This window comes from Rhizobium phaseoli (assembly GCF_010668805.1).
In the GTDB taxonomy this organism is placed as follows: Bacteria; Pseudomonadota; Alphaproteobacteria; order Rhizobiales; family Rhizobiaceae; genus Rhizobium; species Rhizobium phaseoli_A.
The window spans coordinates 523,964-537,275 of record NZ_WUFT01000001.1 but is presented as its reverse complement, the minus strand read 5'-3'; the positions used below and the strand labels follow the sequence as shown (position 1 = coordinate 537,275).

The window sequence follows — 13,312 nt, the reverse complement described above, 5'->3', positions numbered from 1 at the left end:
AACAAGATGTGGTAACGTTTCCATATCCGCTGATTTTCGCGGCAGACAGTTTTCCAATTCGGACGAGGCGCTGCTCGCGCCTCGTCCCGAAAGCGCTACCAGCAGGTGAACCCTGCATCGACGTTGACGATGGCGCCAGTCATGAGGCTGGCTGCGCCCGAGGCGAGGAAGAGGACCGCGCTTGCCACCTCCTCCGGCGTTCCCATCCTGCCCATCGGCGTGTCGGCAAGCCAGATTGGAATCCGCTCGCGATTGGCTTCGACGGCCACTACCATCGGTGTCTCGATGTAGGTGGGCGCGACGGCATTTACCCTGATACCGTGCTGCGCCCATTCGGCGGCCAGCGAACGCGTGAGGTGATGGACTGCCGCCTTGGAGACGTTGTAGGCCGTCTGCGGCTGCGGCCGGTTGCAGATGTGCCCCGACATCGAGCCGAGGTTGACGATGGCGCCGCGCTTCATCGAGATCATGTGACGACCGAAGGCGCGCGAGCACCAGAAGACGCCGTTGAGATTGACGTCCATCATGCGCAGCCAATCGGCGTCGGTGAGATCCTCCGCCGCGATGCCGTTCTGGCCGATCCCGGCATTGTTGACGAGGATCGTCGCCGGCCGGGCTCCGCCGGCAAGCTCATTGGCGATTGCGTCCATTCGGCCGGCGTCGGTGACGTCGCCCACCCGGACTTCGATATCGTAGCCCTTATCGCGCAGCGCAAGCGCTTGCCGGGCGTCGGCCTCGCTGCGTTCGATGACGACGACCGCGGCGCCCGCCTCCGCCAGCGCCTCGGTGCAGCACAGCCCGATCGCACGCCCTCCCCCCGTGACCACCGCACGTTCGCCATCGAGGCGAAATTTCTCCTGGTAGCTCATATCAGGCTCCTTCAGATGTCGAATGCGCTGGGGAGGACCACGATATCGCGGATGGTGACGTTGCGCGGCCGGGTCAGCATGAAGATGATCGCGTCGGCAACCTCCTTGGGTTCGATCAAAGCGCCGGCCTCCTTGGCCTTGCGAAGGTTTTCCTCCGGCCAATCCGCGAGCAGAGCGCTGATCACCGGCCCTGGCGACACCGATCCGACGCGAATGCCGTTTTTCAGAAGCTGGCGGCGCATCGTCTGGACAAAGCAGGTCATCGCCCATTTCGACGAGGAATAGACCGGTTCCCAGGGGATCGCCGAATGTCCAGCGACGGAGCTGGTGACGACAATGTCGCCAGTGCCCCGGTCGATCATGTGAGGAATGACATTGTGAACGTTCTTGATGACGACATTGACGTTGAGATTGAGCATCCGATCGATCGTATCGAGGTCGGTTTCCACAAGGTCGCCGCCGATATAAGTGCCGGCATTGGCATGCAGGATATCGAGTTTGCCCGTCTTCGCCAGGACGCCCTCAAGCAGTCCGGCGCACTCGTTCGGATTGAGCAGGTTGATCACGAGCGGAATAGCGCGCTCGCCAAGCCGGCTGCAAACCGTCTCAAGGGCCTTCTCATCCCGGTCCACCAGCACGACCGTCGCGCCCGCGGCGAGCATTGCCTCCGTCGAGGCCAATCCTATGCCGGACGCCGCACCCGTGACCGCGGCGATCTTCCCATTCAATTCCTGCATCGATTTCTCCTCCTGCTTGATCCTGATTGCTAATTCTTCCCGACGCCGCAGGCGGCGTGATAGTCGGCGAGACTGTTCGTCACTCTCCAGATCAAAACCTCATCCGGATCGAGCGGCGCATCTGCAAAACCCTGCGCGGCCGGCATATGCTGCCAAAACAATGGCAGCGGGACGGATTGCCCTCGAAGCGCCCCGCACAGGCGCCGGACGGCATCCTGCGCTTCAGCCGACGCCCAATAATAGCGGATGCGGTCAGACAGCGAATAATGCCGCAACCAACGCATCTCGGCTTTTGTCCCGTGGTAATGGCGGCTCCAATTGCTTGGCTGATCGAGCATCAGGGCTTCCATCGCCGCATAGAGCGGACGCTGACCGTAGTCGGGCAAGAGGTCCGAAGCGATCGCGTCGAGCGCATAGAGCGCCTCGCGCAAAACGAAGGTCAACTCGGGGCCGACCTTCAGAATGGGGAACCCGTCCTTCACCAGCGCGGTCAACGGCCTGGTCCGCTGATAATCCGTCGAGTGAGCCTCGAACACGAATTGCGGCGCGTCGATGAGCACCGATTTCAGGCCGTCTATCTTGCTGCGGTCGTAGAAGATGACATTCTGATTGCCGAACTCGACACCCGGCTGAACGACCAGCCCGATCGCCCGTCCAAACGCTTGCCCGAGTCCTGCCTCCGCAAAAATCCGACGGTGGACGTCGATCGTTTTTAGCGCCGCCGCGGCAGCGGTCGGCTCGATCGTCGTCAGGGCATGATCGGCCCCGCCGGGCGGCGGCACTTCGGTGCCGATGACGTAAACCGGCATTGCGCCGCCGGTCTTCCTCGCCGAAGCCTCGGCGACCGCGGCAAGCCGGGCGGCGCGATGGGCGGTGGTTTCGTCGTCGAGCGCCGTCGGCTCGCCCTTGCAGCCCATCGAGGCGTCGAGATGAATCTTGCGGAATCCGGCGTCGACATAGGCGGCCACCATCTTCTCCGCCTCGGCCATGGCCTCTTCCGCCGGCCGGTCGCGCCAGGGATTGGGGCCGAGGTGGTCGCCGCCGAGAACGATCAGTTTTTCCGGGCACCCCTCCTCCACCGCGATCTTCATGACGAGAGAGGCGAAATCGCTCGGCGTCATGCCGGTATAGCCGCCGAGGTGATTGACCTGGTTGCAGGTCGCTTCGATCAGCACGGTGCTTTCCTGTTGCCGCCCATGCCGCAGCGCGGCGCGCAGCACGATCGGATGGGCGGAGCATACGGAGGTGACGCCTCTCGGCTGGCCTTCGATCCTGAGCCTCGCCAGTTCGTTGAGATACACCTCCATCACGGCCGCCTTTCCGTTGACGCGATGAATGCATCGAGTTCCCGGCGGCTGCCCGCACCTTCCATCGGGCCCAGCACCGTGACGTTGCGGGCGCCGGCGGCCGAGGCATAGGTCAGAGCCTGCTTTGGAGACATTCCGAGCCGCCGGCAGGTGAGATAGGCACCGCCGAAGCAGTCGCCGGCGCCCGTAGGGTCGATCTCCTGAACGACGAAGGCGGGAGCGTCGATGCGGTCTCCGCCGCTGGCGAAGCAGGTCGCGCCGCCGGCTCCGCGCTTCAGCACGATCTCTTTGACGCCCATCTCGAACAGGTGCCGGATCGCTTCCGCCTCGCCTTCGACACCCGCGGCACGCTCAAGCTCCTCTCCGGACGGCAGAAGCAGATCGGCGGCGGCGACAAGCTTGGAAAACCGGCGCTCGGTGTCCTCGTCCAGTTTCAGCTCCTTGCGAAGGTTCGGATCGACCGAGAGCGTTCCACCGCGCGCCTTGACGATATCGACCGCCTTGTCGATCACCGCGCGCGCACTCGGAACCGACAGGGCGGAGCCCATCACGTGCAGATGTCCGCTCCGGTTGATCAGATTGCCGACCAATTCAGACCAGCCGAAGCGCGCGGCTGCGGAGGTGGCGATGTTGTAGACGAAATCTCTGGAGCCGTCCTTCCGGTAGCGAACGAAAGCGCTTCCCGTCGGGTAATCCGGATCGATCGAAATGGCCGAGATATCGACGCCGTCGCGTTTGAGGCGATCGGTATTGACGCGGCCGAAATCGTCATCGCCGACGGCGCCGACCATTGCCGCCTGACCGCCGAGGCGGCCGCACTGCGAAATGAAGATCGCCGGCGCTCCGCTCGCAAACGGACCGACGAGCGGCTGGGCTTCGAGGAACCCGTCTCCAACCGTCGTGGCGACGATCTCCACCAGGATCTCCCCCACGCAAACCGTGGGACCAAGCGCGTCCGGAGCCAGTATTGAAGCCATTTGCAATCCTGCTTTCGATCCCTGTTGTCGTTAACTCATCGCCGATGGGACCGGCGCGCCGTCCTCGCTGCCGAACTCCTCGCTTTCCAGCGACAGAAAGCGCTGGTGCAACATGCATGCCGCCCCGAAGGCGGAACGAAACTCGGCATCGTCGTCCACGACGATCTCCGGCGTGGGGAAAGCGATGTTCTGGCCTTCCGACATATGGACCGCCACGCGGGCAGCCACCATCGGGTAGAGGGATGCCACGGAGCCGCCGAGGACGATCCTGTCCGGGTCGAGCAGACGACAGGCCTGCAGCAATGCATAGGCGAGATGGCGCGACCAGGCTTCGGCGATATTGACCGCGGCCGGGACGCGATCACGAACGTCGCCAAGAAAATCCTGAAGATCCGCGTCGTCGCGTCCAATAGCCTCGCGATACTGCCCGATGAGCACCTCGCGACCGATCAGCTGTTCGAGCTTGTGACCGCCGCTTCCCGGTACCAGGGTGTGGCCGATTTCTCCCGCCAGACCATGGCCGCCACGAAACAGCTTGCCATCGATCATGATGCCGCCGCCGACGCCGGTTTCCATCAGCAGGAACAGGGTCACCCCTGCGACGCCGTGACGATAGCTGTCGCCGATCGCAAACGCATTGGCATCGTTTTCGACCGCAATCGGCACGGCGGACGGGAAGGCTGACCGCGCAATCTCCTTCAACGGCACGTCTCGCCAGCCGATGATCGGCGCCAGCGTGACAAATCCATCCGGGCGGACGTGGGATGGTGTCGATAGGCCCAAGCCTTTGCACCTGTCGATCATCCTCTTCGCCATGGCGCCGATAATCAATTCGATACCCTGCGCCACGGCCTCCTCCACCGTCGAAGACGGTGTGTCGAACGCCATTTTCCGGCATGCCCGAACCTCGGCGGAGAGATCGACAACCACAGCCGATATATGTTCAACGCCGATCTCGATCCCGACGAAAAATGCAGCATCGGGAACCAGTTCGAGCATGATGCCGGGACGACCGGCGCGGGAATGCTCCAGGCGCTGCTTGCCGCTCTCCTCCGACTCCTGAACGAACCCACCCTCCGTCAGTTCGGCGACGATCTCTCCCGAGGATGAGCGGTTCATGCCGAGCTTGCGGGCGAGGTCGGCCCGGCTGAGGCGTCGGTGGGCGTAGATCGTCTGCAAGGCGGCGACGATATTGTTCTGCCGGATCCTGCGCGGCGAACTTCCGATGGAGACGGTGTCGTTCATATTTCAGTTCCCTCCAAGTCGCCCAACCCTTACACGACTGGAACAGGCTGTCAGAAGGATAATCAGGGCCGCGCGCTTGTGGCGCGGCGACGCTTGGCCTCGTCATATTTCAGCTCGATGTAGCGCTTCGCATGCGCCGCAAGCAAATCATTATCCTCCCAGGTATCGCGCCAGATCGCGCAGGCAAGTGACAGGCCTTCATCGACGACCGTCGTCGAGAAGCTCTCGAACACCACGTCTCTGTTGTAGCCGATGTCGAGCAGGGCGTCGAAGATCAGATCGAAGTTGATGACGCCGTCTCCGAGATAGCCGCGATTGCTTTCGCCGATGTGGAAGTAACCGATCTTGTCGCCGGCAAGGCGGATGGCGGCGGCCGGATTGGCTTCTTCGATGTTCATGTGGAACGTGTCGAGATGAAGACGAACATGCTGCGATCCCGTCTCGGAGATGAACTTCAGCCCCTGCGCCGTGGTATTCAGCAGGTTCGTCTCGAACCGGTTGACCACCTCCAGCACGAGGTCGACGTTTGCCTGCCTGGCGACTTCCCCGGTTGCGGCGATCGCGGCGACGCTGTTGTCCCATCCCTTCTTCGTCGGCTGGCGATTGTACTTGGTGTGCGCGGAATAGAGAATTCCGCCGAGCTTGTTGCCGCCGATATCGCGGACCGCACGAACGGCGTCCGCCAGCGTCTGCCTGCCGGCGGACACCGCAGAGGCGTCCTCGCTCGACACGTCCTTGTCGAGCGGCAGGCCCATGGTCACGCCAATCTCCAGATCGAGAGACTGCGCAAGCTTTGCCAGTCGATCGAGATTGAATTTCTCGGGGCGCAGATAGGCAAATTCGATGGTGCGATATCCGTGTTCGGCCGTCTTGTTGAGGGCCATTTCCAGGCCTTCCTGCGTTTGGCCGTTTGTCCATACAAATGAATGAATACCCAATCGACGCATAGGTTTTTCCTCCACGATATGCCGGTGATTTCGCCCAGTGCTATGCCATTTAGTTTGGCAAGACAACAAATAAATTAAGACGCTCTCTTTTTGTTGCTTCGCAAAATTTCTTTGCAATGCAGCATTTTATACCCATAACCGTCGCTTTCACGTCGCCGGGGAAATTTGTTCCCGCGAAAATCAATAGGATAGGCGATCTATTTGCATGTTTAGACAACAAATATTGCGCTATCGATTTTTTTCGCCTACACAAAGCACCGGCGAAATGATCTCGCTGCACTCTGGGAGGATTGGAAATGCACTATGCTTTGAAGGCTAGCGCGCTTGCGCTGACGCTCGGCCTCGCGACGACCGCTTCGCCTGCTTGGGCTGACTTCTGGTCCGACGCCGGCGCAAAATACAAGGGTGTGACACTGCACGGCGTCACCGAAAGCACCCCGCCATCGAACTACATCAAGAACGTGCTCGCTCCGGAATTCGAAAAGAAGACCGGCATCAAGGTCGAAATCGAGACGACGTCCTGGGACCAGATGTACGACAAGGCCATCAAGGACATGGAAGCCAAGACCGGTATCTATGACATGGTCTATATCGAGCAGGACATCATCTACTCCTATCTGGCCAGGAACTTCCTCGTCGACATCAACAAGACGCTGAAGGATCAGCCGGACCTGAAGGCGCCAACCTACGACGACTCGAACTTCACCAGCTTCGCCGATTACTTCAAGGATGCGAGCGGCGATCTCTTCGGCACGCCGATGGAAGCCTTCCTGAAGACCTATCTCTATCGCAAGGACCTCTTCGACGATCCGAAGATCAAGGAGGCCTTCAAGAAGGAAACCGGCAAGGACCTGAAGCCGGCGACCACCCACGAGGAATACACTCAGATCGCCGAATTCTTCACGAAGTACGGCAAGGACAACGGCATGGAGCTCTGGGGCACGACCGCTCAGGCCCATACGGGCCATCCGGCGTCCTGGTATGAATTCTTCGAGTCCATCGTGCCGACGTTCGGCGTCTACAATTGGGGCATCGACGCCAAGAACAATTATGCGGCGACGGTCGAACACGGCGGCACGATGAACGGCGACAAGGCAAAGGCCGCGTTGAAATATTGGCTGCACCTGCGCGACATCGCACCGCCGGAATCGACCCAGTCGACCTGGACGGAAACCGCAACGACCTTTGCCGCCGGCCGTGTCGCCCAGGGGCTGATCTACGGCGAGAATGCCGCGTGGATTGCCAGCGACGCCGCGCAGTCGAAGGTCGTCGGAAAGGTCGGATTCGCTCTGCCGCCGCTTGAGCCAGGCGTGTTGGACGATGCGAAAGCCGGAAAGGGCTACATCGGTTACTACGATGGCGGCGCCTTCGGCGTGCCGATCACCTCGAAGAACAAGGAAGCGTCGCTGCTGTTCCTCGAATTCATCGGTCAGAACGAAGTGCAGCCCGACTGGGCCATCGCCGCACCACGCATCACCAACAAGGCGACGTTCGACGATCCGAAGGTGAAGGAGATGGATATCAAGCTCGGCGGCTTCTACACCATGCTGAAAGATGAGGGCAAGCTCTTCGCCGGCGCTCCTCCCTACCCCTTCCATGCGCAGGTGCGTGAAGCGACCGCTCCGATCTTCTACGACATCCTGACCGGCAAGATCGGTGCCGATGAAGGCCTCGACCAGATGGCGGCCAAGGCCGAAGAAGAACTGACATCGCTCGGCTATCGCAAATAAACATCCTCCCCAACTGACGGGTCGTGTCCTACGACCCGTCATCTTTCGCTTCCTGGATGGGGCGGACGTCGACACAACGTTCAATGGGGGATAGGCGATGCATTCGCAGAAGCTCGGGTGGCTGTTGCTGTCACCGACCATCGTGATCCTGGGGCTGTTCGGGATCTTTCCGTTCATCTACGTCCTCTGGGTCTCGTTCCATGCATGGAACCCGTTCGCGGCCAATCCGGGCATGATCTTCAATTGGGCTGACAATTATCGGCGGCTCGTCTTCGATCCCCAATTCCTGGCCTCGCTCGGCATCACCCTCACATTCGTCTTTTTCGCGGTCGTCTCGGAGCTGGTCCTTGGCTACATCCTCGCCCAGGCGCTGCTGAAGGATTTTCCTGGAAAAGCGGTGTTTCGCACGATCCACACCCTGCCGCTGATCATGGCGCCGATCATCGTCGGCTCCGTCTGGAAGCTGATGACCACACCGTCGATCGGCATCATTCCCTATCTTCTCAGGAGTTGGTTCGGCTACGATCTGAACATCGGCCAGAGTGCTGCCGCGGCCTTCACCGTGACGGTGATCATGGACATCTGGCACTGGACGCCGCTCGTCACCCTCTCGCTGATCGCCGCACTGGTCTCGCTCCCGTCAGACCCGTTCGAGCAGGCGCAGATTGACGGCGCCGGCAAGAGCCAGATCTTCTGGCACATCACGCTCCCCTTGATCCGCCCGGCCTTGCTCGCCACGGTGTTCATCAGGCTGATGGACGCGCTGCGCACCGTCGACGAGGTGCTGATGCTGACCGGAGGCGGCCCGGGTTCATCGACCCGTTACATCGGCGTCCATATTTTCAAGGAAGTCTTCCCCAAGACGAATTACGGCTACGGTTCGGCGATCTCCGTCATCGTCCTTTACCTCACCATCGTCGTCTGCTGGCTGCTCTACGTCGGCCTGATTGCGCCCCGCGTGAAGAGAGGTTGAGGTAATGAAGACTCAGACCCCCTGGCTTCCGGTCGTCCTTTGGACCTTGATAAGCCTCGCGACGCTTTTCCCGATCTATTGGCTGTTCGTGATATCGGTGAAGCAGCCCTTCGACCTGTTCTCGACGCCCGATGTCGTTCTCCGCAGCTTCTTCTGGAAGAACTATCAGGACGTACTGACAAATCCGACCTTGCGCGGATACATGCTCAACTCGATGATCATTTCGTCAGGCAATGCGCTGCTGGTAACGACGCTCGGCTTTTTTGCCTGCTACGCGCTGACACGCTTCGACCTCGCGGGCAAGGAAAGCATCTTCTTCTGGACGATCACCAACCGCATGGCGCCGCCGGCGGTCTTCCTGCTGCCGCTTTTCCTGCTGCTGACGCAGGTCTACAAGATCGGCGACTTCTCGCTCGCCGATTCCCGGATGGGCATGATCCTGGTCTACTGCTCCTTCAACCTTCCCTTCGCCATCTGGACGCTGCGCCCGACCGTCGAAGGAATTCCGAAGGAGTTGGACGAGGCGGCCTATATGGACGGCGCCAGCCCATGGACCGTCCTCTACGACATCGTCTTTCCCTTAGCGCGGCCCGGACTTGCAGTGACGCTGATCCTGACCTGGGTATTTGCGTGGAATGAATACCTGCTGGCGGCGACCCTCACCAACTTCAATGCGCGGACACTGACCACCGGCCTGTCGGAATACGTGACGACCACAGGCACGGCCTGGGGCATCATGGCCGCGATCTCGATGCTGACATTGGTTCCGGCGCTCATCGTCTTTTCAGTGGTGCAACGTCACATCGTTGCCGGCCTGACCTTCGGTGCGGTGAAAGGATGAAGCCATGACGTCTCGATCAGGAAACAACGAACGCAAGCCGGGATTTCTGCCGATCGAAACGAATTGGTTCGACCGGCTCTTCATCTCGGTGGTGATCTGGGTCGCGCTCTCGCTGTTCTGGATGCGGTTCATCGAGCCGTTCGGGCCTTCGGTATGGTTCGCGGCGGCAATTTCGGCAGTCCTCGGCGTCTACGTCGTCTGGAAGGGATGAGCCGATGAGGAACACCACAAGGACACGAAGCCGTGCAGCTTTAGGGAGGAACGACATTGGCAAACGTACAGGTTAGCGACGTCACCAAGAAGTATGGCGCGCTTCAGGTCATGCACGGCGTCAGCGTCGACATCGAGGACGGCGAATTCGTCGTGCTGGTCGGCCCCTCCGGATGTGGCAAGTCTACCCTGCTGCGGATGATCGCCGGTCTCGAGACCGTCAGCAGCGGCGACATCCGGATCGGCGGCCGTGTCGTCACCAACGCTCCGCCGAAGGAGCGCGACATTGCGATGGTCTTCCAGAGCTACGCGCTCTACCCCCATAAGACGGTGGCCGAGAACATGGGCTTTCCGCTGAAGATGGCCAAGCGGTCCAAGGCCGAGATCGCCGAGAAGGTTGGCAGGGCGGCCGAGATCCTCGACCTGACACGTTATCTCGACCGCTATCCGAAGCAATTGTCGGGCGGGCAGCGTCAACGCGTGGCGATGGGCCGCGCCATCGTCCGCGATCCGAAGGTCTTCCTGTTCGACGAACCGTTGTCCAATCTCGACGCCAAACTTCGCGTCACCATGCGCGTTGAAATCAAGGAGCTTCACCAGCGGCTGAAGACCACGACGGTCTACGTCACCCACGATCAGATCGAGGCGATGACGATGGCCAACAAGATCGTGGTGATGCGCGACGGCAGGGTCGAGCAGATCGGCAAGCCTCTCGATCTTTACGACTTCCCGGTCAACCTCTTCGTCGCCGGCTTCATCGGCAGCCCATCGATGAACTTCCTTCAGGGCCGTGTCGCGACACGCGACGGCCGGAAAGTCGTCGTCACCGACCAGGGCGTCGCCCTGCCCCTGGACAAAACCAATGCGGATGACGGAAGAGCCGTGACCTATGGCATAAGACCGGAGCATATCACGATCGGCGACGATGGCGTTCCGGTTGAGGTATCGGTGTTCGAGCCCACGGGTTCGGAGACATTGATCTTCGGCCGTACGCAAGGTGTGCCGATCGACGCCTTGATCCGTGAGCGTATCGAGGTAGATCCCGGACGGACGGTTTATTTCCACATCGATCCCCGCCGTGCACATATCTTCGATCGGGAAACGGGCCAGAGACTGTAAGGAGGCAACCATGGACTTCAATGGAAAGACCGTCATCGTTACCGGAGCGGGAAAGGGCATCGGACGCGAAATTGCCCGGATGCTCGTCGAGCGGGGTGCTGGTGTCGTTGCCCTCACCCGCAGTGCCGCCGACGTCGACGCCCTGCGAGAGGAAGCCGGCTGCCGCGCCATCCAGGTCGATCTCGCCGACGCCGATGCGACCAGGGCGGCGGCGATTGCGGCCCTGCCGGCGGATTTCCTCGTCAACTGCGCCGGCACGACCGAATTGCAGCCGTTCCTGGAGACGACAGTCGAAGCATTCGACCGTCTTATGGCGGTCAACACACGTGCGCCGATGATCGTGGCGCAGGAATATGCCCGCCTCCTGATCAAGGAGGGCCGCAAGGGCGCCATCGTCAACGTCTCGTCGGTCGCGTCGTTTATCGGCATCCCCGACCACGCTGCATATTGTGCGTCGAAGGGTGGATTGGACGGCTTGACGCGTGTCATGGCAAAGGAACTTGGGCCGCACGGCATCCGCGCGAACGGCGTGCACCCGACGGTGACGTTGACGCCAATGGCGGTGAAGGCATGGAGCGATCCCGACAAGGCCGCCGGGATGAAGCAGCGCATTCCGGTCGGCCGCTTCGCCGAGCCGAGCGATATTGCCGACGTCGTTCTTTTCCTGCTCTCAGATCAGGCTGCGATGGTGAACGGGATATCGATGCCGGTGGACGGCGGCTTCATGATTGCGTGAAGTCGACAGCGTCGCGTCTTTCCAAACGCGCAAAAGATCTACTGCACCAATCGGCGCAATTGATCCTGATCGACAAAATGATCCGTCACGCCGGCCTCTTTATACGGGTGACTGAAAACAAGACCGTCGGAATCCTCAAGCTCGAGCGCTTGATCCGTATTCATGATCCCCAGCGGCTGGCGCTCATATTCGGACTCGAGCGCCGCCTCGACGATGGCCTTTTTCTTGCGCATGTCCATGTCCTCCGTTCGCTAAAGTAACGGACGGCCGGACTCGCGGTTCCCATCATGGATTCACGAAATAAAACCAGCTGACATGAAGACTCCCCTCGATGCACCACCAGCTGCCGCGCGGGCGGTCCTACTGATCCACCGCCTAACTCGGCGAGGCGTCAGGCCCGCTTGCGGCTCTTTGGATCAAGCGGGCAACCACTTCAGTACGGTTCTGCGCCTGCAGCTTTCGCATGATGTGTTGCAGATGCATCTTCACCGTATGCCCCGACAAATTGAGTTTGCCTGCAATGACCTTATTTGAACAGCCGGATTGCAACTCTGCGAGGACATCCGCTTCGCGGGGAGTGAACTCGGCAAGCGCCAAGTACTGTGTCCTCTCATCCAAGCTTTTTTCGGCCTCGTTTCTGGCCGGACTATGCTCGTTTGAGCCGTTTGTGACAGCCCCCAAAAGCTGTGGGAAAAATGTTCCTCCTGCCAGGACGAGACGAAGACCGGCAAGAGCAATGTCGATGGGTAGTGAAGTCGAGAAAAAGCCGCGAATGCCGATCTTGAGCGCCTGACGGGCGATGATCGCGTCATCCGTACTTGAGAGCAACGTGATAGGAGCCTCAGGAAAACGTGCGGCGATTGCGGCGAGATCATCCCGCAGGCTGGCGCTCTCAACACCTCTGCCCGCCAGATCCAATGCGATCAAACGCACCTCGGCTCCAAGCGCCCGATCGAGACTCTCGGTCGAGATCAAATCGATAAAGTTCCACCCGGTGAGTTCACGCTCAAGAAGCTTCACCACGGTAGTGCGCGCCAGCGTAGAATGCTCAATAATGATCACAGTTGGTGCATTGCGCCGGCGCTTTATTCCAGCACTGTCGGACACTCGCGTGCTCCCCAGAAGATGTGCAACCCAACAGCTGTTCATATTATGCCTGTTCTCACTACATGTCATGAGAAAAAGCGAGTGTATTGCGGATATTAATATTCAGACCTCTCATGATAATTCTTATAGTCTATGAGATTGCGTGGAAGATAATTTAGTTCGCAGAGCACATTGAAATGCTTGTTCATCGTGATCCGGTGATTCGACTTGTCACTGAAGACTTTCCAACCTTCGCCGAATTCACGTACGGCAAGCGGGTCAACAAAGCTTCCAAAGGCTGAAAAGCCAACCGATCTGCTATAGACCTATTAAGCAAAAAGCTGCTGGATATAAGGAGCCACCGATCGATGCAGCTTTATTTCTCTCTCAATTCATAGCAGTCGCAGACCTCGACAGCAAAACGACAAACGCCAAAAGCAACAAAAGCCTGAGTTCGCCGACTACCCTTTTTGATTACTGAAAACTGCGCTCTAATGACGCATGAATACCAGCAGGCATCGTTTCTCATTCAGGA

Annotated in this window: 14 protein-coding genes; 6 read left to right on the top strand and 8 right to left on the bottom strand. The window is 60.0% G+C overall.

Going from position 1 to position 13,312, the window contains the following annotated elements:
* Positions 1-95: 95 nt before the first annotated feature.
* The 6 genes from GR197_RS02760 to GR197_RS02735 all read right to left on the bottom strand — a co-directional run bounded on the left by GR197_RS02760 (position 96) and on the right by GR197_RS02735 (position 6,082).
* Positions 96-869: an SDR family NAD(P)-dependent oxidoreductase gene (locus tag GR197_RS02760; protein WP_164006488.1), complete on the bottom strand. Its 774-nt coding sequence runs from the start codon at positions 867-869 to the stop codon at positions 96-98.
* Positions 870-880: 11 nt separating this feature from the next.
* A complete protein-coding gene (locus GR197_RS02755; protein ID WP_164006487.1) occupies positions 881-1,606 on the bottom strand; it encodes an SDR family oxidoreductase in 726 nt (241 codons plus the stop codon).
* A gap of 29 nt (positions 1,607-1,635) precedes the next feature.
* Positions 1,636-2,913, bottom strand: a complete 1,278-nt coding sequence (locus GR197_RS02750; protein WP_164006587.1) for a D-tagatose-bisphosphate aldolase, class II, non-catalytic subunit — start codon at positions 2,911-2,913, stop codon at positions 1,636-1,638.
* Positions 2,913-3,890, bottom strand: coding sequence for a tagatose kinase (locus tag GR197_RS02745; protein ID WP_164006486.1), 978 nt, complete (start codon positions 3,888-3,890; stop codon positions 2,913-2,915). The genes GR197_RS02750 and GR197_RS02745 overlap by 1 nt, the downstream gene beginning before the upstream one ends.
* Positions 3,891-3,920: 30 nt before the next feature.
* On the bottom strand, positions 3,921-5,135 hold the full coding sequence (locus GR197_RS02740) for an ROK family transcriptional regulator (RefSeq protein ID WP_164006485.1): 1,215 nt from the start codon (positions 5,133-5,135) through the stop codon (positions 3,921-3,923).
* 62 nt (positions 5,136-5,197) lie between these two features.
* A complete protein-coding gene (locus GR197_RS02735; protein WP_164006484.1) occupies positions 5,198-6,082 on the bottom strand; it encodes a sugar phosphate isomerase/epimerase family protein in 885 nt (294 codons plus the stop codon).
* 296 nt (positions 6,083-6,378) lie between these two features.
* On the opposite strand from GR197_RS02735, the gene GR197_RS02730 reads away from it, so the two are divergent.
* The 6 genes from GR197_RS02730 (at position 6,379) to GR197_RS02705 (ending at position 11,691) form a co-directional block, all read left to right on the top strand.
* A complete protein-coding gene (locus GR197_RS02730; protein ID WP_164006483.1) occupies positions 6,379-7,812 on the top strand; it encodes an extracellular solute-binding protein in 1,434 nt (477 codons plus the stop codon).
* A 97-nt stretch (positions 7,813-7,909) separates the two neighbouring features.
* Positions 7,910-8,785 (top strand): carbohydrate ABC transporter permease, encoded by an 876-nt coding sequence (locus tag GR197_RS02725; protein WP_164006482.1) that lies wholly within the window; start codon positions 7,910-7,912, stop codon positions 8,783-8,785.
* 4 nt (positions 8,786-8,789) lie between these two features.
* Entirely contained in the window at positions 8,790-9,626 is an 837-nt protein-coding gene (locus GR197_RS02720; RefSeq protein WP_164006481.1) for a carbohydrate ABC transporter permease, read from the top strand.
* Between the two features lie 4 nt (positions 9,627-9,630).
* Positions 9,631-9,837 (top strand): DUF2160 family membrane protein, encoded by a 207-nt coding sequence (locus GR197_RS02715; RefSeq protein ID WP_164006480.1) that lies wholly within the window; start codon positions 9,631-9,633, stop codon positions 9,835-9,837.
* A gap of 56 nt (positions 9,838-9,893) precedes the next feature.
* Positions 9,894-10,955, top strand: a complete 1,062-nt coding sequence (locus GR197_RS02710) for an ABC transporter ATP-binding protein (protein WP_164006479.1) — start codon at positions 9,894-9,896, stop codon at positions 10,953-10,955.
* Positions 10,956-10,965: 10 nt separating this feature from the next.
* Entirely contained in the window at positions 10,966-11,691 is a 726-nt protein-coding gene (locus GR197_RS02705) for an SDR family oxidoreductase (protein ID WP_164006478.1), read from the top strand.
* 38 nt (positions 11,692-11,729) lie between these two features.
* Here the strand turns inward: GR197_RS02705 and GR197_RS02700 are convergent, their stop codons facing one another.
* Together GR197_RS02700 and GR197_RS02695 are read right to left on the bottom strand one after the other, a co-directional pair.
* Positions 11,730-11,930 carry a hypothetical protein gene (locus GR197_RS02700; RefSeq protein ID WP_204330007.1) on the bottom strand — a complete coding sequence of 67 codons (201 nt, stop codon included), beginning with the start codon at positions 11,928-11,930 and terminating at the stop codon, positions 11,730-11,732.
* A 136-nt stretch (positions 11,931-12,066) separates the two neighbouring features.
* Complete coding sequence (locus tag GR197_RS02695) at positions 12,067-12,840, bottom strand: response regulator transcription factor (RefSeq protein ID WP_164006476.1); 774 nt, start codon at positions 12,838-12,840, stop codon at positions 12,067-12,069.
* Between the last annotated feature and the right edge of the window lie 472 nt (positions 12,841-13,312).